The sequence below is a fragment of the [Flexibacter] sp. ATCC 35208 genome (genome assembly GCF_001975825.1).
Lineage (GTDB): Bacteria > Bacteroidota > Bacteroidia > Chitinophagales > Chitinophagaceae > Chitinophaga.
In genome coordinates this window covers 116,289-140,186 of record NZ_MTKN01000011.1, presented here as the reverse complement: position 1 = coordinate 140,186, position 23,898 = coordinate 116,289, and the positions used below count along the sequence as shown (strand labels likewise).

Sequence of the window (23,898 nt, the reverse complement as noted above, 5' to 3'; positions counted from 1 at the left end):
GTCCAGGTTAGTAAATGATGTATCCAAATTTTCTTACTTTTGATATATGCCGTATACAAGAAAGGAACCTCTGAAATACATACTCTCCGATTCAATCCGCAGGGGATGATATGGACACATTAGAAGAAAGTTTCTACACTAATGCAGAAACTTCACCGTCATATAATTAATAGGCAACCATTCATATCCTTTCCCCACCTTTTTCACATGTCCAATTCCTGGGAATGATAAATGTGGTGCGGCCACCCAATACCCTTGCTTTGCAGCATCATCAAAGGCTTTCGTTCTCGCAGCTTCAGCACCTGCAAATTCCACATCGAAATCAATTGTCACGCCCGGATCTACTAATTGTACCGCACCAGCATGAATGATATCACCTACAAAGACCAGTTTTTCGCCCTTGCTGGTCAGCATAAAAGCACTGTGACCTGGTGTATGCCCTGCCAATGCAATGGCACTGATACCCGGTAACAACTGTGCGCCAGGAGCATATGTTTTTACCTTCCCCGCCTGTTGATAAGGAGCAATTGATTGCTGTGCAGGATCAAAGAAAGAAGTCGCTCTTTTATTGGCAGTGGCTTTGTTGGCTGGGTTTAACCAGAAATCAGCTTCCGGCTGACTGATGTAAAGAGTGGCATTTGGGAAAACCATTTTACCACCTTCACTTAAACCACCTACGTGATCTGCATGCAGGTGTGTTAATAAAACTACATTGATATCTTCCGGCTTATAACCTGCTGCTTCCAGGTTGTGACGGACTTTGCCTAAAGTGGCGCCCAAAAAGTTGCCCGTACCAGCGTCGATCAGGATGAGTTGATTATTGGTCTTTACCAGGTATGCAGTAATAGATGTTTCTACAATCGTGTCCAGGTAGTTCTGTTTTAACAGTGATTCAATTTCACCTGCTTTCTTTTCGTGTAATAAACCCTTTAAATTCAGGGGAACAGTACCATCGGAGATAGCGATGACTTCACAATCGCCTAATGTCATGCGATAGTAGCCAGGTTGCTCTTGTGCATAAGTGGCAAATGTTGCGAAAAACAGTAGAGAGAAGAACAAATATTTCATGTCGTTTGTAATTTGAGACACAAAATTGCTGCTCAAAGCACTGCTGTCGAAGGACAAATGTCACTTTAAAATTGTGACATTTGTAACATTACGATACAAACGACTTATGTTTTTGCGGGTTACTCCAAGGCTAGCAGGAGATCTGACTGGATAATTGCATATGTTACTCAAATTATTTACGGTACAAACGACTGATCGTTTCGCGGGTTACACCCAGATACGTAGCAATCATCGCTTTAGGGATCCGGTTATATAAATGCGGATATTGCATTACAAAATGCTCAAACCGTTCTTTCGCACTTCCCATAATCATCAGCTGCACCCGCTTTTGCAATGCAACAAACCCATGGGCAGACTTGACACTTTTATAATGTTCATACTTCCAGAGTTCCCGCCCCACCTTCAAGGTATCTTCCAGGGTAATGGCCAGTAACTCACAATCTTCCAAACATTCAATAGCGGTTTTTGAAGGGGTCTGATTTAAAAATGCATCCCGCTCTGAGATCCACCAGGTTTCAGCGGCGAACTGATAAGTATATTCCTTACCTGATTTTTCTTCAGTCATATAAGCGCGGAGACAACCTTTCAACACAAAGTATTCACACTTCACCAACTCCCCTTCCCTGACAAGCAGGTGATGTTTCTTCAGTTTAACAGGCGTAAAATGAGACAGGATATATTCAAATTCCTCATCAGTGAGTTTACTGATGGCTTCTATATGAGCTCGCAGTGGGTGCACCATGCTGCAAATGTAGGAAACTATAGTAAGATACCCCCAATATCACCGCCGCCAACAACGCGGAGAAAGATTTGAACACAACAACCTTAGATTTGGTTACGTCCGCGCACCCGTTTATCAGGAGTTTTGTGATACAAAATCAAATAGCATGAAAATCGTTTTAACAGGCTCCTTAGGCCATATCGGATTACCACTGGCACAACTTCTTCATCACCATGACCTGACAATCGTCACCAGCAAAGAAGATAGAACGGCCGCTATCAAAGCACTCGGCGCCACACCGGCTGTCGGTTCTATTGAAGATGCAGATTTCCTCACCCGCACCTTTACAGGCGCTGACCTCGTGTATACCATGATCCCTCCCTTTGTCAGCTACTTCGATCCCAATGTAGACCTGTACGCTGAATGCCAGAAAGTGGCAGACAACCTGACACAGGCTATCAGGCAGGCCGGTGTAAAAAGAGTCATTCACCTGAGTAGTATCGGTGCACATCTGGAACATGGCTCAGGACTCATTAAACTGCATTACAATGTAGAGCAGGCATTGAATACACTGGCGGATGCAGACATTACCTTCATGCGTGCTGTAGGCTTCTATTATAACTTGTATGCTTTTATAGGATTGATCAAGCAACAAGGTATCATGGCTTCCAATACCGGAGGAGATGACATCGCTACCTGGGTAGCACCATCAGATATCGCCGCTGCAATTGCAGATGAAATCACACTGCCAGCTGCCCACAGAAGGGTAAGATATGTAGTAAGCGATGAACTGACCTGCAATGAAACTGCACAGATTATAGGAGAGGCTATTGGCAAACCCGGCCTGCAATGGATCGCTCTTCCCAATGAACAATACCTGCAAGGTCTGATAGCTGCCGGTATGCAACCCGCTATCGCCCAGGGTATGGTAGAAATGTATGCCAGCGTGCACGAAGGTGTCCTGCAAGCTGATTACTTAAAAAACAGACCAGCGGAATTTGGGAAGGTGAAAGTGAAAGACTTCGCAAAAGACTTTGCCAACGCCTTTGCAGCAAAATAATTAACTTGTATGATGGCCGGAAAACGCATCTTTACTTTTAGTACAATATCTGCATTTCACGAGTTCAGGGGCTTCCCTAAACCGGAGCATCCACTGATCAGTGTGATAGACGTAGCGCCTATCAAAGATATTCATATGGAAGAGCCGGTCAGTATTGTGTTCAATTTTTACCTGATCAGCATGAAGAAAGGCTACAATGTGAAAATGAAATATGGACAGCAGGAGTATGATTTTGATGAAGGAGTGATGAGTTTCATGGCGCCGGGACAGGTGTTTAGTATCGAACCACTTTCAAAAGAAATAAATCAATCGGGATGGGTGTTACTGATCCATCCCGATTTTCTGTGGAATACGCCGCTGGCAAAGAAGATCAGACAGTACCAGTATTTTGATTATGCAGTGAACGAGGCATTGTTTCTTTCAGAAAAAGAAGAGCTGACGGTTTCTGCTATTGTGGAGAATATTAAGAGAGAGTATCATACCAATATCGATCAATTCAGCCAGGAGATCATTCTGGCGCAGCTGGAATCGCTGTTGGCGTATGCGGAGCGGTTTTATCAGCGACAGTTTATTACAAGAAAAATCAGTAATCATCACATTCTGGAAAAACTGGAAGCATTGCTGACTGATTATTTTAATAGTGATGAGTTGGTAAAAAAAGGGCTACCCAGTGTAAAGTACATTTCAACAGCGCTAAATGTATCGGCGAATTATCTGAGCAACTTACTGAAGACATTAACAGGCAAGAGTACACAGCAACATATACAGGATAAACTCATTGAGAAGGCCAAGGAACAGTTATCTACTACTGATTTGTCGGTGAGTGAGATTGCTTATGGATTAGGGTTTGATTATCCACAGTCATTTAGTAAATTGTTTAAGGCGAAGACACAGTTATCGCCATTGGAATTCCGAAATTCATTTAATTAATATGGCAAATCTGGTACTGTATTGTCAGCAGTTTTCACCGTTGGAAGATGCTGTATTGTGGGAACTGACTTCGCAGGCGATCACTAAGTCTTACAACAAAGGAGACTTCCTGTTGCGGAGTGGGGAAACCTGCAGGTATCTTTATTTTGTTAATGAAGGATTGATCAAGTCGTTCTCTGAGAAGGATGATAAGGAGTTTATTATGCGGTTCTTTTCTGAGAATGTACTTTTTACGGTGTTTGATAGTTATTTGAATCAGGTGCCATCTAAGTTTAATCTGGTAGCGCTGGAAGATACAACTGTTACTATGATTCGTTATGAGGTCATGGAGGGGTTATGTAAACAACATCATGCTGTGGAGACGTTCTTTCGTAAGCTGGTGAGTATAGCTGCTACTAAGATGACGAAAAGGATCAGTGAGATGTTGGAAGAGAATGCGGCGGATAGGTACAGATTGTTTGTAGAGGAGAATAATGCAATTCATCAAAGGATTAGCCTGGGGGATATGGCGAAATACCTGGGAATTACACAGCAGTCGCTTAGCAGGATCAGGACAATCAGGTAATTTCAGCACTAGCCGGATCAGAACTATTTGTTGATTATTTACCCTATGGTAAAATATTCCCCCATGCCTCCATATAGCTTTGACAAAAAATTAAAGCTATGACACAATGGAACATTGATCCCGGACATTCTCAAATCGGTTTTAAAGTAAAACACCTTGGCATTGCCAACGTATCGGGCTTCTTCAGGGCATTCAGCGGCACTGTACAAACAGACAATGAAAACTTCGAACATGCTTCTGTTACTTTCACATTGGAAGTACAAAGCATAGACACCAATAATAAAGAACGCGACGGTCATCTTACCTCGAATATCTTCTTTGACGCTGCGCAATTCCCTACCATTACATTCAATGGCGTATTAGCCAATGATACTTTAAAAGGTGAACTAACCATCTTAAATAATACCCGGCCTGTTACCCTGCAAGTAGAACATACAGGCAGTGGTATTGGCAGGTTCAATGACCACAGAGCTGGTTTTGAAATCAATGGAAAGATCAACCGAAAAGATTTTGGTTTGAACTTTCACCTGCTTAATGATGCCGGTAACCTGATTGTAGGTGATGATGTGAAGTTATCTGGAGAAATAGAACTAATCCGCCTTTAGCAAGGTGTTTGTATATTCAGAAATATGAAATTTACCTCATCTTTTTGCTAACGAGCATCGATTGAAAAAAACGGATCGTCCTGTCAGTATGCAAAAAGCGCTGAGCATGCTAAAGATCTCACTGGAAGGTGCCCACCACAGAGGCATGAACGACGCAAAGAATATTGCGAAAATTTTGCACTGGTGCTTCCAGTGAGTATTTTCGCAGCATGTATTCCAAACAGGAAGTTTCAAAACTGAAAGAGAATTTCTGGACCGCCTTTGGTCGATATATGAAACCCGTGCTATCTGCGGACGGGGAGCCTATTAGCTGGCTGAACTATAAGACAGGTGTTGCCGGTGTATTTTTTAAAATGGATGCCGATAGCCGGCATGCCAGCATTGCCATTGTCATTACACAATCGGATCCCCGGTTCTATAAGTTGTTTGTCGTCAACAAAGCGGTTCTGGAAACGACATTGGGAGAGGACTGGCAATGGCAGGCCAATACCATGGACGAGTATGGAAAAACAATGAGTACCATCAGTACCCGGCTGGAAAATGTGAATGTTTTGCAAGGCGAAGACTGGCCTGCAATTATCTCATTTTTCAAACCCCGCATCATTGCACTGGATGAATTTTGGAGCATGGCTAAGTATGGTTTTGAAGGATTGTTATAAATTACGGTGATTAGTTAACCGTAATTAAAAGATCCGCACATGAAAATTTTATGGCTTTCTCTCATAGCTATTGCATGCCATCAAAACTGCCTTGCACAGGACGCGATCGATCCTGCCATCGTTCAGAAAATAATGCAGGCAGAATTTGCCTACTCTCATATTCCTCAATTAGCCCAGGGGCTGACAGACCAATCTGGTGGCCGGCTTACAGGTTCTCCTGGTTTTAAAAGAGCCGCTGACTGGGCAGTACAGGAATTTAAAAAATGGCATGTGAGCTATGCCGGCACTGAATCCTGGGGCCCTTTCGGTATTCAATGGGAGGCTGAGAGCTTTAGCCTGGATGCCGTCACTCCATATTATTTTCCGATACATGCTTATCCGGTGCCATGGTCACCCGCCGCCGATCACCTGCAGGGAGAGGTGACTACCATCACTCGTGAGCAATCACTGGACGCTGACTGGTTACAAAATCACGCTGCCCAATTCAAAGATAAATTCATACTGATCGAAAGCACCCCTGTAGATACCCATAAGAATTTTGGGGTGGCCGCTACCAGGCATGATCAGGCAGCACTGGACACTTTGAAAGATACCTACATGATATCGTCGGAGGAGATGAAACACATTCAAGTGTATCTTCATAACCTGCCCGTGTGTAGAAAGGCATTAAAACAGGCAGGGGCGATCGGTATCATTGCGGCAAGAGGAAACAGTGATAATGGTGTAGTGATGAACCAGGCCACTTATGGATTTAGAAAAAATAACCCCATGGTACTGCCTGAAGTAGATATCGCCAATGAAGATGCACAACGCATAAGCCGATTAAAAAAGGTGGTGCTGAAAATGAACCTACAGGTAAAAGCTTCTACAGAAGAAGTACCCGGTATGAATGTGATTGCAGAGCTAAAAGGGTCTAACCCACAATTGAACTCACAAGTCGTGATGCTGGGCGCCCACCTCGATAGCTGGACAGCCGCCACTGGTGCCACTGATAACGCTGCCGGTTGTGTTGTCATGATGGAAGCCCTGCGACTACTGGATTCACTAAAACTCAAACCCGGCAGAACGATCAGAGTCGCATTATGGGGAGGGGAAGAACAGGGCCTGCATGGCTCATTTAACTATGTCACCAATCATTTCAGGGAAAAGAAAACCAGACAAATAAAACCATCACAGTCAAACATTTCCGTCTACTTTAACCTGGACAACGGCACGGGCAGGATCAGAGGAATTTTCGCCCAAAACAACACCGCCGTCGTACCCATCTTCAAAAAATGGTTCGCGCCATTCGATACTCTAGGTGCCAATACTATTACTCTCCACAACACCGGATCCACCGATCACCTGTCTTTTGACTGGGCAGGAATTCCCGCCTTTCAATTCATTCAGGACCCTGTAGATTATAACAGCAAAACCCATCATACAAACCTGGACGACTATGATCATTTACAAATAGAAGACTTGAAACAAGCCGCCGTCATCATTGCCTGCTTCGCCTACCAGGCCAGCATCAGAGATGAAAAACTTCCTGCTAAAGCCATTGATAATACGCCTTTTATCTTCGACGGATTTTAATAAATTTTTGTTAAAATGAGATGCATGGGCACACAACTAAAAATTTAGTTTATTTTTGATTTGATAACCTAGAGGTACAAGTGTAGACGGATTAACCCATGCATCAAAATTTTACAAATGAAAGCAGGACCTATACTCCTTCTTCTTTGTTTGTGCTCATGTTACCTGTATGCCCAGCAGCCTTATGCCGTGAAAGGGAGTTTGACCGATTCAGCTGCTGGAATAAAGATTACTGATGCCACGATCAGCGTACTCAGAGCAAAGGACTCCACCCTTTGCAAGTTCATCTGGAATAACTCCAGTCACAATTTTTCTGTACCACTTAAAGAAAGTGGCCAGTTTATTTTGCTAGTATCCTACCCGGGATATGCAGACTACACCGCAGAGTTTAGCCTGGATTCAACTAAACCTGTGTACGATTTTCAGGGTATCAACATGCTCCTGAGGTCGAGACTATTAACGGAAGTACTGATCCAGGGCAAGAAAGCGGAGATGAAGATCAAAGGCGATACCACCGAGTATGACGCCTCTGCCTTTCACGTAGAGCCGAATGCAAAAGTAGAAGACCTGCTCCGGCAATTTCCGGGGATAGAAGTAGACAAAGATGGAAAGATCACCGCCCAGGGCAAAACCGTCAATAAGGTACTCGTGGATGGTGAAGAATTCTTCGGTGACGACCCTACTCTCGTGACGAAAAACATTCGTGCCGATATGGTAGACAAAGTACAGGTCTACGAGCGATCCAGCGACCAGGCAAACTTCACGGGGATTGATGATGGTAAGAAAGAGAAAACCATCAACATCAAACTCAAGGAAGACAAAAAGAACGGTTACTTCGGCAAGGTCGAAGCCTCTGGCGGTACAGATAATTTCTATACCGGTAAGCTAATGTTCAATGCATTCAAAGGCAAAGAACGATTCTCCGCTTATGGCATATTAGACAACACCGGCCATTTTGGTATGGATTGGGGTGAAAGCAGCAAGTATGGCATGAGTAACTACAACTTCAACTTTGGAGACGATGGCAGCATCCGCATCTCCGGGGAGACCAACGATGAGCTGGAAAGCTACAATGGTGAATACTATGGAGAAGGCCTGCCCACCGCGAAAAACGGCGGTGTGCACTACGACAATAAATTCAATAATGACAAGACTACCGTCAATGTCAATTATAGAATAGGGTCTCTGGCGGTAGATGGAAACAAGCGTGTAATTACACAAAACACATTGCCTTCTTCCTACATCAATACCACCTCTGATCAGCAATTCCATAATTATCTCTTCCGCCATAAAGGTAATGGCCGCTTTGAATTCAAACTGGACACCACCAGTACCCTCGTGGTGAATGCCGCCGGTGGTTCAAGGAACAGTTCAGTCGATAACGAGTATAATACTACCAGCCTGCGCCAGGATAGTACGCTGCTCAATACTAACAGCAGGGCAGTGCATTCTAAAACGGATGAAACCACCTTTAATGCCGGCATCTTATTCAATAAGCAATTGAAAAAGAAAGGCAGAAAATTCTCCATGGGTATCAGTGAAGGTTATACCCGTAATAATGGAAATGAGTTCCTGAAATCTGCTATTAATTACTATAATGAAAAGGAAGGACTGGATAGTAGTGTGGTCAACGATCAGAACAGGGTGCAGCATAGCGACAACAATACTTTGACCGCTAATGCAACCTTCAATGAACCACTGTCAGACAAAGCACAACTTGCGTTCTCCTACGACTTTGTGCTGACCAATGCCAACAGTAACCTGAACACGTACAAAAAATCTGACTCCGATAAGTACGATGTACTGGATAGCCTGTATAGCAACGATTTCAAAATTGACAACGTCTCTCATCAGGGTGGCGCGATGTTTATTTACAAGGCGACTAAGTTCAGACTCAGTGCAGGTTCCAAGGTATCCAATGTATCGTTCGAACAACTGAACCGCTATGACAACAGCACCTTCAAACGGAACTTTGTCAATATCAATCCACAAGTCTACCTGACGTATACATTCAGTCAGTCAAAGTCTATGACCTTTAACGTAACCAGGAGAACGCAATTGCCCACAGTGACACAATTGCAACCTGTGAGAATTAACACCGATCCACTGAATATACACCTGGGCAATCCTGACCTGGATCCGTCTTATAGCGATGATATTTACTGGAATTACAATTCCTATAAAGCGATTACGCAGCAATACATGTACCTGAATGCGAACTTCTCGCTCAAGCATAATTCGATTGTATCGAATGTAGTAACAGATTCTGCCGGCGCCAGTACTTACCAATATGCAAATATTAAGAAGAATGGCTACAATGGAGGTATCTGGGCGATGCGTGATTTCAAAACCAATTGGTGGGGCATGAGCCTTGCAACGATGTTGTCTGCCAATACCAATGTGTCTTATAACATGGTGAATAGTGTACTGAACAAAGCAACGTCCTACACTATTTCGCCAGAGCTCACCCTTAGAAAGAATGCTGACAAAAAGGGTTACTTCGAAGTTAACGCCCGGCCAAATTATACCATTCAGAAGTCATCGCTATTGCCCAGCCTGAATAGTAACGGATTGGGATTCGATGCGGGTGCCGAGTTCCGGGTGTTCCTTCCAAAAAATTTCGAGTTTTATTCCAGAACGAATTTTACTTATTCTCCAAAAACCAAATCGTTTAATACAGATCTGAAGAGAACGATCTGGAATATGGAAGTAAGCCGGAAATTCCTGAAGGAAAAACAACTGAGAGTAGCGGCTTCGGTGAATGACCTGCTGAATCAGAATTCTGGTTTTAACAGAAATGTATCAGGTAGTCAGATTACACAGAATACCTACAGCACGATCAGAAGATATTTCATGTTCACCATCACCTGGGACTTCAATAAAATGGGTGGTGCAAAACCTAAATCATGAGAACGCTCTATATACTGATTGCTGTATGCTTATTGGGTATACAGTCATTGACAGCCCAACAGCGCTTTCCATCCAGCGGTACGATTACTTTTGAGAAAACGATCAATATGCATGCGTATATCAACAAACGCATTAAAGAAAGACCGGATGATGGTATGTCGAAACAATTTTTTGAATCGTGGCGTAATTCCAATCCTCAGTTCAAAAGGCTCAATGCAAAACTGAGTTTTGCTGCCAACCGAACTTTATTTACACCTATGCCAGATCCGGGGGCACAGGATTTTATGTCGAATTCACCAGGGGTCTATCAGGCGAACCTGATCTATACAGATTTGACTACAGGCTTGTATACCTGCCAGAAACAGGTGTATGGCGACAATATGCTGATCAATGACACAGCACGGGCCATACAATGGAAAATCACCAGCGAAACGAGGGAGATAGCCGGCTATCAGTGCCGGAGAGCAAATGCCATTGTGATGGACTCGATTTATGTGGTGGCGTTTTATACAGATCAGATACATGTGTCAGGAGGGCCGGAGTCTTTTACAGGATTACCTGGTATGATATTAGGCATTGCACTGCCACATGATAATGTAACCTGGTTTGCGACGAATGTAGACCTCACGAGTGTACCTGCCACAAGTATTGTACCGCCTAAGAAAGGGATGCCAGTGACAGCCGCAGGAATGAAAGAGAAGATTAAATCAGTATGGGGGAATAATGGTGGTAGCTATATCTGGTGGCTGTTATTATAAAAGTTGTTATAACAAGATGAAGGCCCACAACTGGGTTGGGATTTATACTTAAAGAAGCAGAAGCAGTAGTGGCAGGTGTTACAAATTGTCACATAGCACTATACCCACCTGATTGTGCACCGCAGTATTGTGTATAACTTAAGAGGTTTTGCAAATACAGCGAACTTAAAGTAGATGCCATCAACACCTGCTGATGGGCATCCGGATTATGAATTTTCTCGGTTGCATCCAGATTTTAACCGGGGTTAAGATTTTCCTTAGGGATTCATTCGAGATTTGTATGACTAAAACAACAAACAATATGATCTCTTTATCCGTACTCGGCACCATCCATACGATCATTTCGATCGTCGCTATCATTTTTGCAATTGCAGCTTTTATCCAATTTGGCAAAATTCAACCCGGCACCACCACAGGGAATTATTACTCTATTCTGACCGTATTTGCCTGTATCACCGCCTTCGGCTTATCAAAAGCAGGTGGTTTCAATCCGGGTCATGCACTGGCGATCATGATTTTACTTTTTTTAGCAATTGCTTATTGGTTACGTCGCTCCAATCAGGCGTGGACCAAATACGTACAGACCTTTCTCATGACCACCACCTTATTATTGTCCCTCATTCCTGCGGTGAATGAAACACTCACCAGGATACCATTGGGACACCCACTCGCCACCGACATCACCTCACCGGCTATCACCAAAACCCTCATGGGGTTATTGATTCTATATGTGATCGCCCTCATCATTCAAACCTTGTTCATTCGTAAAATGCAGACGGCTACCCACAAAGAGTAGCCGCGAATCAGGCATTAGAATGGCGTTCTTTTACCTTATATCAAAGGTGTCCATTCTTGCTCTCTTTACCCAATTTATTCAACCATCAGGGTTATATTTTCAATAGTTCATTGAATAAAGTACCCGGATGGTTGAATTGAGCGAGGCAAAAGAGCAGGATTTGGTATTTTTATTATGTGGAACGAGTTATTTTCAATTTCAACCTGCGGCAATTGCAGTGGCTGGGCTGGGGCCTCATCTGCATTTTCCTGTTTACCTCGCTGCTGTCCATGAATACATGGCAACATGCGACTTTTTTCTCCCTTTACTATACCAGCTTTTACGCCATCGTGATCTATACAGACATGCTGGTGCTACAACCACATTTGTATAAACAGGGCAAAAAACCGCTGTACGTATTCGCTGTCATCTTTTTCATCCTGGTAATAGGTACTATCCGATCCTATGGAAGTTGGTATTTTTACAATTATTACTTTACCGAAAAACCGGAAGAAAAATTTAGCCCGGACATGATCGTGAGCTCTGTCATGGGTATGACCATCGTATACTTTATGGGCTTTCCCATCAGAATGACCATGGCCTACTTTAAGCTCCGCAAGCAAACTGCCTCGTTGCTACTTGAAAAGAGTCAGGCAGAACTGAACCTCCTGAAATCCAAAGTACAACCACACTTTCTCTTCAATACCCTAAACAATATTTATTACGAAGCTTACCTTGAAGCTCCCCGCACCGCCCTGCTCATTGAAAAACTGGCAGAAATGATGCGCTACTTTATGGAAGAAAGTCCCCGGGAAAAAGTGATGCTGGAAACGGAAGTCCGGTTCATCGAAAACTACATCGGTCTGGAACGGATCCGGGTGCGTCACGACATTCAACTCGACTTTAATATGGAATACGACGGACAACTGATGATCCCTCCCATGCTCCTCATCACCTTTGTCGAGAATATTTTCAAACATGGCATTGACAAATGTGCCAATGAAAACAAAATCAGTATCTCCCTGACCACTAACAGTGAACACCTGCTGTTTGAAGCCGTCAACCACATCCCTGATTATCAAAGCGCTGTCAAAGCCGGTCTGGGGTTAAAAAACCTGACACACAGGCTGGATATTCTGTATGGCCATAAAGCCCAACTGGTATGTGGATCCAAAGATGGTACCTACACCGCCTCCTTAAAAATCCCACTTATATGAAACTGAACTGCATCATTACCGACGACGAGCCCAATGCCGTCAGTCTGCTGGAAGTCCTCATTTGCCAAACCACCGACTGGCAGATTGTGGCCAAATGTTTTAACGGACTGGAAGCCCTGCAGGCGGTAAAACAGCATAAAACAGATCTCATCTTCCTGGATATCAATATGCCCCTGCTGGATGGCATGTCACTGGCGGCATTACTGCCCGCTGGTATCAAGATCGTATTTACCACCGCTTACTCCGAATTTGCGGCAGACAGTTACAACTACTCTGCCATCGACTATTTACTAAAGCCCATCACCCTGAAAAGGTTCCTCGACGCTCAAAAAAAGATCGAAGCCGCCTTTGAGAACGGGAAAAGTGTCGTGGATAACGGGTATTTCTTTGCCAAAACCGGCAAAACCATCAAAAAAGTGCCTATTCACGACATCCTCTATGCCGAAAGTGAGAAAGAATATGTAAAACTGGTGCTGGAAAAAGAAAACATCCTCGTCTACCGCCGGCTCAAGGAAATTGAAGAGATGCTGGCGCTGCCCTTCCTCCGCATTCATCACTCGTTTATTATTAACCTGGATCACCTGCAGCAAATTCAGGATAACCACGTGTACATAGGGGATAAGCGCATCCCGATAAGTGACAAGTACAACGAAGCATTTTGGGAGGTCATCAATAGAAAAAAGATCTAAGTGGCAACACCTAAAAAACCTGCATAAAATCAGTAGAAAAGGCTGAGCTACATCAGTAACAAGACTGCTCACGGTCAGGAATCTAAAACGAATATCTGGTGAACTTTACCTAATGAACACTACGACGTTGCACCACTTCCATATCCCAGTACTCGGTCTGGGGTATACCATAGACACGCCAGCCAAAGTGGCGAGATTCGGGATCTCGTCAGTTATATCGATCACCGACGATGTTGTGATAGAGAGTATGCGGGCACATTATTCAAAACTTTTAGACCATCCTTACGAACCTATCAGCGAGCGCGCAGAAGACCACAGAGCCAGAAGAATAACAGGTTACCTTGACCTGATCCACGAAATGGTGGAACGCCAGATGACCATTTTACGAGAATTGCCTTTCTTTGAAGATAACGAACTGAGTAAATATTTCGAACTACTTCCAGACGATGTTCCCGTAAAACAACTGTACCTAAAAATGCTGGATGGTGAGCCTGTAGACCAGGATTACCTGCGTAGTCAGCTGGTAGCAGGTGCGATTGATGTGAACATCATGTGTAAGGTTGATAATTTGCGTACAGATGCGAATGGTGATTTGTTGCCAGAAAAATATTCTGATGCAATTGCTGCATTGAGGGGTTTTGCCGATAGTAAACTGAGCAGCTCTGTCGTATTGTCTGCAGGCTATAATCCACGCCTATACAACTATGTAGAGCAGCTGGCAGATTTCCTGCCTGACGAAAATGGGCAGCTGAAGAAAAAGATCATTCTGAAAGTGAGCGACTATCGCTCTGCACTCATACAAGGTAAACTGTTTGCCAAGAAAGGCGTTTGGATCTCTGAATTCAGAATTGAGTCAGGGTTGAACTGTGGCGGACACGCTTTTGCCACCGACGGTTTACTACTCGGACCTATTCTGGAAGAGTTCAGAACCAAGAGAGCTGATTTAGCTGCTGAGCTATTTGCGTTGTGCAGCAATGCAAAGCACTATCCCGTACAGCCTCCACAACTGATCACCGTACAGGGTGGTATTGGTACTGCCAATGAACAGGAGTTCCTTTTAGAATATTATTCCATGGATGCTACAGGTTGGGGCAGCCCATTCCTGTTAGTACCGGAAGCAACGAACGTAGATACTGAAACGCTTCAGCTACTGGCTACTGCCCAGAAAGAAGACTACTATGTAAGTGATGCATCTCCACTGGGTGTGCCTTTCAACAACCTCCGCAGAACTTCGGCTGAAAAGCAACTGGAAACCAGGATTGAGAAAAAAAGACCGGGTAGCCCTTGCTATAAAAAATTCCTGGTGACAGATACGACTTTTACTAAGAATCCTATCTGTACCGCATCCAGAGAATTTCAAAACCTGAAACTCAAAGAACTGGAAGCACAGAACCTGAGTGGTGAGGAATACAAAGAAGCGTTTGAAAAGATAGTGGTAAAAGACTGTCTCTGTGAAGGTTTGACAAGTTCTGTACTGATCAATAACGGATTACCATTATCACATAACCTGAATGCAGTGACGATATGCCCTGGACCTAACCTGGCGTATTTTTCAGGCATCTTCTCGCTGACAGAAATGGTAAATCATATATACGGCAGGGTGAATTTGCTGAATAAAATTTACCGTCCGAATATGTTTATCAATGAGCTGCATCTTTATATGGATTATTTCAAAAAGAAATTAGCAACAAGCAGTTCATTGACAGCGCAGCAGGTAAAATCATTACAAACATTCAAGAAAAACCTGCTGAGTGGCATTGAATACTACAAACAACTGGCAGAGCAATTGAAGAAGGAAAGCAACGAATACATCGCACAAATGCGGGCAGAATTAGATCATGCGGTGATGACGTTGAATTTGCCCAGCTTCAATCCATGTCCAACAGTTTAGTATACAGGCATGCAACGGCCTACGATATACCACAATTAAAGACACTGGCAATTGCTGCCTGGTTAGATCTTTAGTCAATACGCATTGCCAGCAGGGCATTTCTGGAACTCTCAATGAAAGAGGTATCTGCATCGGGGGAACGCTTTTCGAACAAAAGTGTCAGTGTACGTCCTTTTCTCACCGTGGATGCCTCCACTGTCTGCAAGTAGAAAGAGTCCTGCTGGAAATTGCTCCCATAGATATAAAATTGATTACCATTGATATTCATAGTGGTATCAATGAGTAGTTGTTCATGCCTTGAAAATAACTGGTGAATAGCTGCTGCTGTATCGTATATCTTGTCGATAGATAGATATACAGTGAGCCGGTCACTATTATTCAAAGGCAATGTTTTAGGCTGATAGCGGTACATAAGGTAGTCTTTCCCCATTTCATAATGAACAAAGGAAAATGCAGTATCGTACTGCGAAGGCAATTGGATGGTAATGACACCTACACTATCTCCTAAAGGGATTTTTCTGCCTTCCGGCAAATAAGCTGATTGTTTGCAGGCGAAAGCCATGCACAAAGGCATTACGAACATGTAAGTTTTCATAGGTTTAGGATATTATCTGGCCACTGTTCAAAAATATTTTTTCGCAGTGTGCTCATTAAAAATAACGTATTTTTTGATGGTAGTGGTATGTTTTCGAGGCATACTACCTTCAAAAAACACATATTTTTTTATGCCCTCTTCACAATTTCAGGCACTCCTTTCTTAAAAAGTTATTTTCCAATAATTTGCAGTTGTATATGATTTGTTAAAACTTTTTTGGAATTCAAAAAATAGTTATAACTTTTGTATGGTAATAATATTTACAATGTACAACAAGCCCGCAAATTGCAATTTTCGTAATCTGCACTATCTAATCTTCACAATTTTCAATACTTCCCCACCAGTATTTTAATTAAAGCATTATAGCTATTACGACTGTGCGCACGCGCAAAATTCACAGGTATTGGGACATACCTGACATGGACTCCTATTTCATATACTCAAATACATAAACCAACAACTTTTATGCAAACAACTGATGTAATCAGGTGGCTGATGCTGCTTGGCATCCCCGTACTATGCCTTGTATTGTACCGTTTCATTCTCCGCGTATTCTTTGGCCTTGTGATCGTACCCGAAGATAAAATAGGACTAGTCACCAAAAAATTCGTACTGGTGGGTAAACAGGAACTCCCCGAAGGCCGCATTCTGGCCACTAACGGAGAAGCTGGTTTTCAGGCCCAAACACTTGCCCCAGGTGTGTACTTCTGGAAATGGTTCTGGCAGTACGATGTTAAGTTCCAGGCTTTCACTGTGATCCCTACAGGTAAGATCGGACTCGTATTAGCAAAAGATGGTGCAGAGCTACAACCCGGCGCTATCCTGGCCCGCCGCGTAGATTGCGATGCTTTCCAGAATGCAGAAACGTTCCTGAAAAGTGGTGGTCAGAAAGGTCGTCAAACGGCGATTATGACACCCGGTTCTTATCGTATCAACACCTTCATCTTTGAAGTGGAAATCACCGATATGGTGAATGTACCTGACAATGCGGTGGGTATTGTCACTACAATGGAAGGTAAGGCGATTGAAAACGGTCAGATCGCAGGTAAGATTATAGAAGGTCACAGAAACTTCCAGGATGCGGATGCTTTCCTTGAAAAGGGCGGCTACAAAGGATTACAGGAACAGGTGATTCTCTCTGGTTCTTACTTTATGAACCCGTGGTTTGCAAAGGTAGAGATGCGTACCATGACTGAAATTCCTATCAGCCATGTGGGTGTTGTGATCTCTTATGTAGGTAACGAAGGTGAAGACCTGAGTGGTACCGATTTCAAACACGGTAACATTGTAGGTAAAAACTACAAAGGTGTATGGGCAGAACCATTAGGCCCCGGTAAGTATCCTATCAATACTTACATCATGAAGGTCGAATATGTACCTACTACCAACCTGGTACTGAACTGGGCGAGTGCCCGCAGTGAGGCCCACCAGCTGGATAAAAACCTCTCTACCATTACTGTGCGTAGTAAGGATGGTTTTACATTCAACCTCGACGTGGCACAGATCATTCATATCCCTGCCAGCGAAGCACCTAAGGTAATTGCCCGCTTTGGTAACATGAGTAACCTGGTCACTCAGGTACTGGAACCTACCATCGGCAACTACTTCCGTAACTCTGCGCAGGATGCTGAAGTGATCGACTTCCTGAAGAGCCGTAAGGAAAGACAGGAATCTGCGAAACTGCACATCGGCCGTGTGTTGGAACAATACAACGTATTCGGTGTAGATACGCTGATCGGTGATATCGTTCCTCCTGAAAGCCTGATGAAAACACTGACGGATCGTAAGATCGCTGAAGAACAAAAGGTGACTTATGAAACACAGATGCGTGCACAGGAAACCAGACAGGTACTGGAAAAAGAAACCGCTATCGCAGAGATACAGAAAGATATCGTAAAAGCAGATCAGGGCGTATTGATTGCGGAAAGAATTGCAGATGCTTCTGTAAAGAAAGCAACAGGTGATGCAAACAGTGTACGCCTGCAAGCCAATGCAGAAGCGGATCGTATGAAACTGCTGGCAAGTGGTGAAGCAGAAAAAGTAAGAGTGCTGGCAAAAGCAGAAGCTGAAAGAACGGAATTAACGGCAAGAGCAGAAGCTGAAAAAATATCCTTAACAGGTAATGCAGAAGCGGAAAAGATCCTGGCGATTGGTAAATCAAGCGCTGAGTCTTATAAGCTGGCGGTGGAAGCTATGGGTGGTAACAACTTCACACAATTGAAAGTGATGGAAGCGATCGGTGAACAGCATATTAAGATTATGCCTGACATACTGATCGGTGGTGGTGGCGATGGCAACAATGGTCCTATTAGCGGACTGCTGGGTCTGAAGCTGCTGGAACAATTAGGTGAAAAGAATAATCAACAACTACCTAAAGAATAAACCGGTCCTGCATCCTTTGTTATCCCTATCCTTGTACCCTGAGAGGCCGTGTCATAAGTAATGATACGGTCTCTTTTAATTCGGGCACCAAATCCTCTTTCCCTTTTTTATCCCACATTCAAGTGGTTTAATCACATTTAAAATCTGGTGCAATCTGGCTGGATTAATATTGTCCTATCAAAATTGTACTGACATGAAATCCATTTTAATAACCACCCTGCTCAGCTCCAGTCTATCATTGTCTGCGCAAGACTTTCAGCTACTCAATGGCAATATATTGATGGCCCAAAAAGGGAAAGTCATTCACAGTCTTTCATATGGCTATGCCGATATGCCGTCGCGTACGCCGAATACTTTGGAAACACCATTTAACCTTGCTTCTATATCAAAGACATTTACAGCTACCGCCATTCTTCAGCTGATGGAAAAGGGGAAGTTAAACCTGGATGATTCTTTCCAGCAATACTTCCCTGACTTTCCATATCCCTACATTACGATCAGACACTTGCTCACACACACTTCCGGCTTACCTGATATCGAGTTGTTTGAACCATTGATCAAACAATATCCTGATACGATTGTAACCAGTCATATACTCATTGACCAGCTAAAGGCTGCACACAGAACACTTGCATTCAAACCGGGTGAAGCGTTTCGCTATTGCAATAATGGATTTGTATTATTAGGTCTGCTGGTAGAACAGATCAGTCATGAACCATTTGATGCCTATTTAACAAAACACATTTTTAACCCCGCACACATGTATGAAACATTTGTTTATGATCCTACTCAAAACAAACTGCCCACACAGGTCACAAAACATGCGTATGAAAGTTTTGCGATCGATACCTTTTCAAGAACAGGTGATTTAAAAAGATACCGGTATACAGACTATAACAATGACGCAGCAATTGGTGCATCCAACATCATCACGACGGTGAATGACATGTTATTATTTGACAAAGCATTCTTTCGTTATAAGTTACTCAGTCCTGCTACTGTACAACTTGCGCTCACACCTGTGAAATTGAAAAATGGAACTATTCACAGCGAAAAGGTAATGGATACCATGCAGGGTGACGGTACAGGTTCTTACGGCTTAGGCTGGGAATTATTTGATCAACCCGGCTATGGCAAAGGAGCAGGGCATGGTGGTTTCAAATTCGGGCTCGCTACTTTCTATTACCACAACCTCGATAAAAACCAAACGATCATTGCTTTTGACAACACTGCGGCTCCTTCTTTTGGTGCGATCGTCACCAATGCATTGCATATGTTAAACAATGAGCCACCGAAAAAAATCGATGATAAAAAATCATTGGCCAGAATATATGTAACTACCTTAGTCAAAGAAGGTGCTGATGCCGCTGCTACACAATTATCCCTGCTGAAAACTGACACTGCTCACTACTATCTGAGTGAGTGGGAACTGAACAAGGCAGGGTATGAGCAGCTTTATGATTACTACCGGATCGATGCAGCTCTGGAGATCTTTAAACTCAACTGTCTGCTATTTCCACTTAGTTTCAATACCTACGATAGTTATGGAGAAGCACTGAACAAGGCGGGTAAACGAAACGAAGCTATTGCCCTCTACGAGCGTTCCATCCAGATCAATCCGAATAATGAAGATGGCATGCGGGAGCTAAAAAAGATCAAAGCCCGTTAATAATTTATCACTCTGGGAGAAGATAAAATCACTTTAAAAATTATTTAAAAACTAACCCCTATACTTGTTATTTTTAGGACTCGCAATTCATCTAAATGAATGATTGTCAATAAATTTAACAGGTAACGATGAAAATCAGACAACGAATTATCATGCTTGGGGTACTGTTGCTGGCCGTTGGTCAGGCTGGTGCACAGACCTACAAAAATGCGAAAGCACCGGTTGAAGCAAGGGTGAAAGATCTGCTGCAACGGATGACGCTGGAAGAAAAAGTCGGGCAGCTGAATACACTGCTCGGTTGGCCTATGTACGAAAAGAAAGGTGATGCTGTAGGTATAAGTGAAACGTTCAAAGAAGAGATATCCAAAAGACATATCGGTAGTTTCTGGGCTACGCTCAGAGCCGATCCATGGACACAAAAGACACTGGAAACAGGTCTGAGCCCACGCCAGAGTGCTGAAGCCACCAATGCCATGCAGAAATATATGATGGAAAATACCCGCCTGGGTATTCCATTGATACTGGCAGAAGAATGTCCGCATGGACATATGGCAATTGGTACCACCGTATTCTCTACTTCTATCGGACAGGCAAGTACCTGGGATCCTGCTCTGATACAGGAAATGGCAAGTGCTATTGCTGTAGAAGCAAGGGTTCAGGGTGCACACATTGGCTATGGTCCTGTATTGGACCTGGTGCGTGAACCAAGATGGTCACGCCTGGAAGAGACTTATGGCGAAGACCCCTACCTGATTGGCCAGATGGGTATTGCCATGGTAAAAGGTTTCCAGGGCAGCAATATCAACAGTGGTAAAAACATTATTTCTACCCTGAAGCATTTTACCGCCTACGGTTCTCCTGAAGGTGGGCACAATGGTGGTATTGCACTTACTGGTCAGCGTGACCTGTATATGTCCTACCTGCCTCCGTTCAGAGATGCGATCAAAGCAGGTGCACTCTCTATCATGGCATCTTACAACTCTATAGATGGTATCCCTTGCAGTGCCAATGCTTTCCTGCTGAAGGATGTGCTGGTGAAAGACTGGGGATTCAAAGGATATACAGTTTCCGATCTGCATGGCATTCCAAGTATGAATTCAAACCATCGTGTAGCAGCTGATATAGAACAGGCAGCAGCGATGAGCATCAATGCAGGTCTGGACAATGACCTGGGCGGTGCAGCCTATGGCGATGCACTGATCAAAGCAGTAAAGGATAAACTGGTGACAATGGCCACCATTGATTCTGCAACAGCACATGTGCTGCGCGTGAAATTCAAAATGGGGCTGTTCGAAAATCCATATGTAGATCCGGCAGCTGTTGATAAAGCAGTAGCCACTCCTGCGCATATTGCACTGTCTAAAAAGGTAGCACTGGAATCAATTGTTTTATTGAAGAATGAAAACAACCTGCTGCCACTGAGCAAGTCAATTAAGAATTTAGCCGTTATCGGGCCGAATGCAGACAATATCTACAACCAGTTGGGGGATTATACCGCTCCGCAGCCGGAAGAGAAAATTGTGACCGTTTTAGAGGGTATTAAAGCGAAGTTAGGAACAGGTACCAATGTGACTTATGTGAAAGGTTGTGCCATTCGTGATACTGCCAATGATAATATCGCTGCTGCGGTTGCTGCAGCAAAGGGTGCGGATGCAGTCGTGCTTGTATTAGGTGGTTCCAGTGCACGTGATTTCAAAACTTCTTATCAGGCTACGGGTGCGGCTGAAGTAAAATCAGGCGAAAACGCTGTGAGTGATATGGAAAGTGGTGAAGGGTATGACAGGGTGAGTCTGGATCTGATGGGTTTACAGAATAAATTGCTGAAAAGCCTGGCTGCAACCGGCAAACCGATTGTACTGGTATTAATTGAAGGCCGTCCTTTGAATATCACATGGGCTGCTGACAATGTACCTGCTATTCTGAATGCATGGTATCCTGGTCAGGAAGGTGGGCATGCGGTAGCAGATGTATTGTTTGGCGATTACAATCCTGCCGGACGTTTGCCAGTGTCTATTCCTAAATCTGTAGGCCAGCTGCCGGTGTATTATAACTATAAGAATGCTTCAAGACATGATTATGTTGAGATGACTTTTAAGCCACAATATAGCTTTGGATATGGTTTGAGCTACACTACTTTCGGTTATGAGAACCTGCAGGTGAGTGTGTATGGAAAGAAAGTAGCGGTAAAGTTTATTGTGAAGAATACTGGTAAGGTAGAAGGGGATGAGGTAGCACAGCTGTATGTAAGAGATGATTATAGCTCTGTGGTGACAGCGAATGAACAGCTGAAACGCTTCCAGCGTGTGCATTTGAAGGCAGGGGAGTCTAAGGAAATTAGTTTTGAACTGAATCCTGAAGATCTGCAATTGCTGAATGCGCAGAATAAGTGGGTGGTGGAGCCAGGAACGTTTAGTGTGATGGTAGGTGGTAGTAGTGATGATGTGAAATTGAATGGTAGTTTTACTATAAAATAAAATGCGGTTCAAAATCTTTTGCCTCCGGCAAAAGATTTTGAACCGCCGGGAGCCGCTGCCGCGGGGGCTTATAGCGCCTGCGGCAGCGGCTCTCTCTGTTTTACCGGTATACCTATTACAAATGTCGCTCCTTGTTCCAATTCCCCTGAAGCTGTAATAAAACCATTATGCTGCTCCATGATCTTCTTACAAATAGATAACCCAATACCCGTACCTTCTATCTCATGGTAACTATGCAGTCGCTTAAACACGATGAAAATATCCTCTGCATACTGGCTCTCAAAACCAATTCCATTATCTGTGATATAGATCTTATACAGTTGACTCGTCGCATCTTCCGGCGATTCTTTCTGCGCATAGATATGTACTTCCGGCGCCACATCCTTCTTTCTGAACTTCAACGCATTGCTGATTAAATTATAAAACAGCTGCCGCATCAGGGTTGGGATCACATGTATAGACGGTAATGGATCAATTTTAATAATCGCATTGTTCTGCTGAATTTTTATCTCCAGTTCGTTCAATGCATCTTTCACTATTTCATTCAGATCAGAGTCAATAAAGTCTCCTCCCTGTATAGAATGACGGGAGAAACGGAGTAAGTCGCTGACCAATTGTTGCATGCGGATAGTGGCGTTCGTGATTTTCATCACATACTTATTCACTTCTTCGCTGCTGCTTTTTTTCTGAACGATCATATCGCTGAACACCCTGATCTTACGAAGCGGCTCCTGCAAATCATGCGATGCGATATAAGCAAATCTATCCAGTTCAGCATTCACCGCTTTGAGGTGAATATTGTTTTGCAGCAATTGCTTGTTCAGATCTAATACTCTCAGCTCAGAAGCTTCTCTTTCCTCTATTTCCTTCTGTAGTGAAGCGTTGGCATTCAGTAGTTTTTGTTCCTGTGCAATGAGTGATTGTGTCTTTCTATACAACTCTACAAACAGGCCTACCTTGATACGCAACAACTCCGGGTTAATTGGCTTATAGATGAAATCGACAGCACCCGCCTTATAACCTTTGAAGATCACTTCTTCTTCGTGACTATGGGCAGTGATGAAGATGATCGGAATATCTTTTAGCTTCTCACGCTGATAAATGAAAGTGGCTGTTTCAAAACCGTTCATATCAGGCATCTGCACATCCATCAGGATCAGGGAGAAATCAAATTCTTTAAGCAGGATCTTCAATGCAGCCCGTCCAGAGTTTGCTTTGACGATGATGTAGCTTTCCCTTTCCAATATGGATTCTATTGACAAAAGATTATCCGGTCGGTCATCAACTACTAATATTTTTATGACATCGTGGTGCTGCACCTATTCAATTTTTTCGGAATGAATATACATTAATAT

20 protein-coding genes are annotated in these 23,898 nt (G+C 43.5%); 16 read left to right on the top strand and 4 right to left on the bottom strand.

Annotated elements, in window-relative coordinates; translation table 11 throughout:
• Nucleotides 1–138: 138 nt before the first annotated feature.
• A complete protein-coding gene (locus tag BW716_RS09340) occupies nt 139–1,068 on the bottom strand; it encodes an MBL fold metallo-hydrolase (RefSeq protein WP_083722268.1) in 930 nt (309 codons plus the stop codon).
• Between the two features lie 172 nt (nt 1,069–1,240).
• On the bottom strand, nt 1,241–1,810 hold the full coding sequence (locus tag BW716_RS09335) for a Crp/Fnr family transcriptional regulator (RefSeq protein ID WP_083722267.1): 570 nt from the start codon (nt 1,808–1,810) through the stop codon (nt 1,241–1,243).
• 145 nt (nt 1,811–1,955) lie between these two features.
• Here BW716_RS09335 and BW716_RS09330 point away from each other — a divergent pair, with 145 nt between their 5' ends.
• The 13 genes from BW716_RS09330 to BW716_RS09270 all read left to right on the top strand — a co-directional run bounded on the left by BW716_RS09330 (nt 1,956) and on the right by BW716_RS09270 (nt 15,423).
• Nucleotides 1,956–2,849 carry an NAD(P)H-binding protein gene (locus BW716_RS09330; protein ID WP_083722266.1) on the top strand — a complete coding sequence of 298 codons (894 nt, stop codon included), beginning with the start codon at nt 1,956–1,958 and terminating at the stop codon, nt 2,847–2,849.
• A 12-nt stretch (nt 2,850–2,861) separates the two neighbouring features.
• Nucleotides 2,862–3,779: an AraC family transcriptional regulator gene (locus BW716_RS09325; protein WP_083722298.1), complete on the top strand. Its 918-nt coding sequence runs from the start codon at nt 2,862–2,864 to the stop codon at nt 3,777–3,779.
• Nucleotide 3,780: 1 nt separating this feature from the next.
• Nucleotides 3,781–4,344, top strand: coding sequence for a Crp/Fnr family transcriptional regulator (locus tag BW716_RS09320; RefSeq protein WP_083722265.1), 564 nt, complete (start codon nt 3,781–3,783; stop codon nt 4,342–4,344).
• Nucleotides 4,345–4,442: 98 nt separating this feature from the next.
• Nucleotides 4,443–4,949 carry a YceI family protein gene (locus tag BW716_RS09315; protein WP_083722264.1) on the top strand — a complete coding sequence of 169 codons (507 nt, stop codon included), beginning with the start codon at nt 4,443–4,445 and terminating at the stop codon, nt 4,947–4,949.
• Nucleotides 4,950–5,010: 61 nt separating this feature from the next.
• Nucleotides 5,011–5,145: a hypothetical protein gene (locus BW716_RS38430; RefSeq protein ID WP_255373860.1), complete on the top strand. Its 135-nt coding sequence runs from the start codon at nt 5,011–5,013 to the stop codon at nt 5,143–5,145.
• A 13-nt stretch (nt 5,146–5,158) separates the two neighbouring features.
• Nucleotides 5,159–5,608 (top strand): DUF4268 domain-containing protein, encoded by a 450-nt coding sequence (locus tag BW716_RS09305; protein ID WP_083722263.1) that lies wholly within the window; start codon nt 5,159–5,161, stop codon nt 5,606–5,608.
• Nucleotides 5,609–5,647: 39 nt separating this feature from the next.
• Nucleotides 5,648–7,183, top strand: coding sequence for a M20/M25/M40 family metallo-hydrolase (locus tag BW716_RS09300; RefSeq protein ID WP_083722262.1), 1,536 nt, complete (start codon nt 5,648–5,650; stop codon nt 7,181–7,183).
• A 117-nt stretch (nt 7,184–7,300) separates the two neighbouring features.
• Nucleotides 7,301–10,093 (top strand): outer membrane beta-barrel family protein, encoded by a 2,793-nt coding sequence (locus tag BW716_RS09295; protein ID WP_083722261.1) that lies wholly within the window; start codon nt 7,301–7,303, stop codon nt 10,091–10,093.
• Nucleotides 10,090–10,851, top strand: a complete 762-nt coding sequence (locus BW716_RS09290) for a GLPGLI family protein (protein ID WP_143708801.1) — start codon at nt 10,090–10,092, stop codon at nt 10,849–10,851. Before BW716_RS09295 ends, BW716_RS09290 begins: the two co-directional genes overlap by 4 nt.
• A 280-nt stretch (nt 10,852–11,131) precedes the next feature.
• Entirely contained in the window at nt 11,132–11,647 is a 516-nt protein-coding gene (locus BW716_RS09285; protein WP_143708800.1) for a hypothetical protein, read from the top strand.
• A 176-nt stretch (nt 11,648–11,823) separates the two neighbouring features.
• Complete coding sequence (locus BW716_RS09280) at nt 11,824–12,843, top strand: sensor histidine kinase (protein WP_143708799.1); 1,020 nt, start codon at nt 11,824–11,826, stop codon at nt 12,841–12,843.
• The gene (locus BW716_RS09275) at nt 12,840–13,532 is read left to right on the top strand and encodes a LytTR family DNA-binding domain-containing protein (RefSeq protein ID WP_179091059.1); all 693 of its coding nucleotides are present in this window, start codon (nt 12,840–12,842) and stop codon (nt 13,530–13,532) included. Before BW716_RS09280 ends, BW716_RS09275 begins: the two co-directional genes overlap by 4 nt.
• A 112-nt stretch (nt 13,533–13,644) precedes the next feature.
• The gene (locus BW716_RS09270) at nt 13,645–15,423 is read left to right on the top strand and encodes a hypothetical protein (RefSeq protein WP_083722256.1); all 1,779 of its coding nucleotides are present in this window, start codon (nt 13,645–13,647) and stop codon (nt 15,421–15,423) included.
• Nucleotides 15,424–15,493: 70 nt separating this feature from the next.
• Here the strand turns inward: BW716_RS09270 and BW716_RS09265 are convergent, their stop codons facing one another.
• Nucleotides 15,494–16,018 carry a hypothetical protein gene (locus BW716_RS09265; RefSeq protein WP_143708798.1) on the bottom strand — a complete coding sequence of 175 codons (525 nt, stop codon included), beginning with the start codon at nt 16,016–16,018 and terminating at the stop codon, nt 15,494–15,496.
• A 465-nt stretch (nt 16,019–16,483) separates the two neighbouring features.
• Here BW716_RS09265 and BW716_RS09260 point away from each other — a divergent pair, with 465 nt between their 5' ends.
• From BW716_RS09260 to BW716_RS09250, 3 genes are all read left to right on the top strand, one after another.
• A complete protein-coding gene (locus BW716_RS09260) occupies nt 16,484–18,400 on the top strand; it encodes an SPFH domain-containing protein (protein ID WP_083722254.1) in 1,917 nt (638 codons plus the stop codon).
• Between the two features lie 193 nt (nt 18,401–18,593).
• Nucleotides 18,594–20,069, top strand: a complete 1,476-nt coding sequence (locus BW716_RS09255) for a serine hydrolase (protein WP_083722253.1) — start codon at nt 18,594–18,596, stop codon at nt 20,067–20,069.
• A gap of 128 nt (nt 20,070–20,197) precedes the next feature.
• Nucleotides 20,198–22,543, top strand: a complete 2,346-nt coding sequence (locus BW716_RS09250; protein ID WP_083722252.1) for a glycoside hydrolase family 3 N-terminal domain-containing protein — start codon at nt 20,198–20,200, stop codon at nt 22,541–22,543.
• 68 nt (nt 22,544–22,611) lie between these two features.
• On the opposite strand, the gene BW716_RS09245 is transcribed toward BW716_RS09250, so the two are convergent.
• Complete coding sequence (locus BW716_RS09245; RefSeq protein ID WP_083722251.1) at nt 22,612–23,862, bottom strand: response regulator; 1,251 nt, start codon at nt 23,860–23,862, stop codon at nt 22,612–22,614.
• Between the last annotated feature and the right edge of the window lie 36 nt (nt 23,863–23,898).

Bases quoted from the DNA above. Each gene is read 5' to 3' on its own strand.
- BW716_RS09340 (WP_083722268.1), bottom strand. From the start codon at position 1,068: ATGAAATATTTGTTCTTCTCTCTACTGTTTTTCGCAACATTTGCCACT.
- BW716_RS09335 (WP_083722267.1), bottom strand. From the start codon at position 1,810: ATGGTGCACCCACTGCGAGCTCATATAGAAGCCATCAGTAAACTCACT.
- BW716_RS09330 (WP_083722266.1), top strand. From the start codon at position 1,956: ATGAAAATCGTTTTAACAGGCTCCTTAGGCCATATCGGATTACCACTG.
- BW716_RS09325 (WP_083722298.1), top strand. From the start codon at position 2,862: ATGGCCGGAAAACGCATCTTTACTTTTAGTACAATATCTGCATTTCAC.
- BW716_RS09320 (WP_083722265.1), top strand. From the start codon at position 3,781: ATGGCAAATCTGGTACTGTATTGTCAGCAGTTTTCACCGTTGGAAGAT.
- BW716_RS09315 (WP_083722264.1), top strand. From the start codon at position 4,443: ATGACACAATGGAACATTGATCCCGGACATTCTCAAATCGGTTTTAAA.
- BW716_RS09305 (WP_083722263.1), top strand. From the start codon at position 5,159: ATGTATTCCAAACAGGAAGTTTCAAAACTGAAAGAGAATTTCTGGACC.
- BW716_RS09300 (WP_083722262.1), top strand. From the start codon at position 5,648: ATGAAAATTTTATGGCTTTCTCTCATAGCTATTGCATGCCATCAAAAC.
- BW716_RS09295 (WP_083722261.1), top strand. From the start codon at position 7,301: ATGAAAGCAGGACCTATACTCCTTCTTCTTTGTTTGTGCTCATGTTAC.
- BW716_RS09290 (WP_143708801.1), top strand. From the start codon at position 10,090: ATGAGAACGCTCTATATACTGATTGCTGTATGCTTATTGGGTATACAG.
- BW716_RS09285 (WP_143708800.1), top strand. From the start codon at position 11,132: ATGACTAAAACAACAAACAATATGATCTCTTTATCCGTACTCGGCACC.
- BW716_RS09275 (WP_179091059.1), top strand. From the start codon at position 12,840: ATGAAACTGAACTGCATCATTACCGACGACGAGCCCAATGCCGTCAGT.
- BW716_RS09270 (WP_083722256.1), top strand. From the start codon at position 13,645: ATGAACACTACGACGTTGCACCACTTCCATATCCCAGTACTCGGTCTG.
- BW716_RS09265 (WP_143708798.1), bottom strand. From the start codon at position 16,018: ATGAAAACTTACATGTTCGTAATGCCTTTGTGCATGGCTTTCGCCTGC.
- BW716_RS09260 (WP_083722254.1), top strand. From the start codon at position 16,484: ATGCAAACAACTGATGTAATCAGGTGGCTGATGCTGCTTGGCATCCCC.
- BW716_RS09255 (WP_083722253.1), top strand. From the start codon at position 18,594: ATGAAATCCATTTTAATAACCACCCTGCTCAGCTCCAGTCTATCATTG.
- BW716_RS09250 (WP_083722252.1), top strand. From the start codon at position 20,198: ATGAAAATCAGACAACGAATTATCATGCTTGGGGTACTGTTGCTGGCC.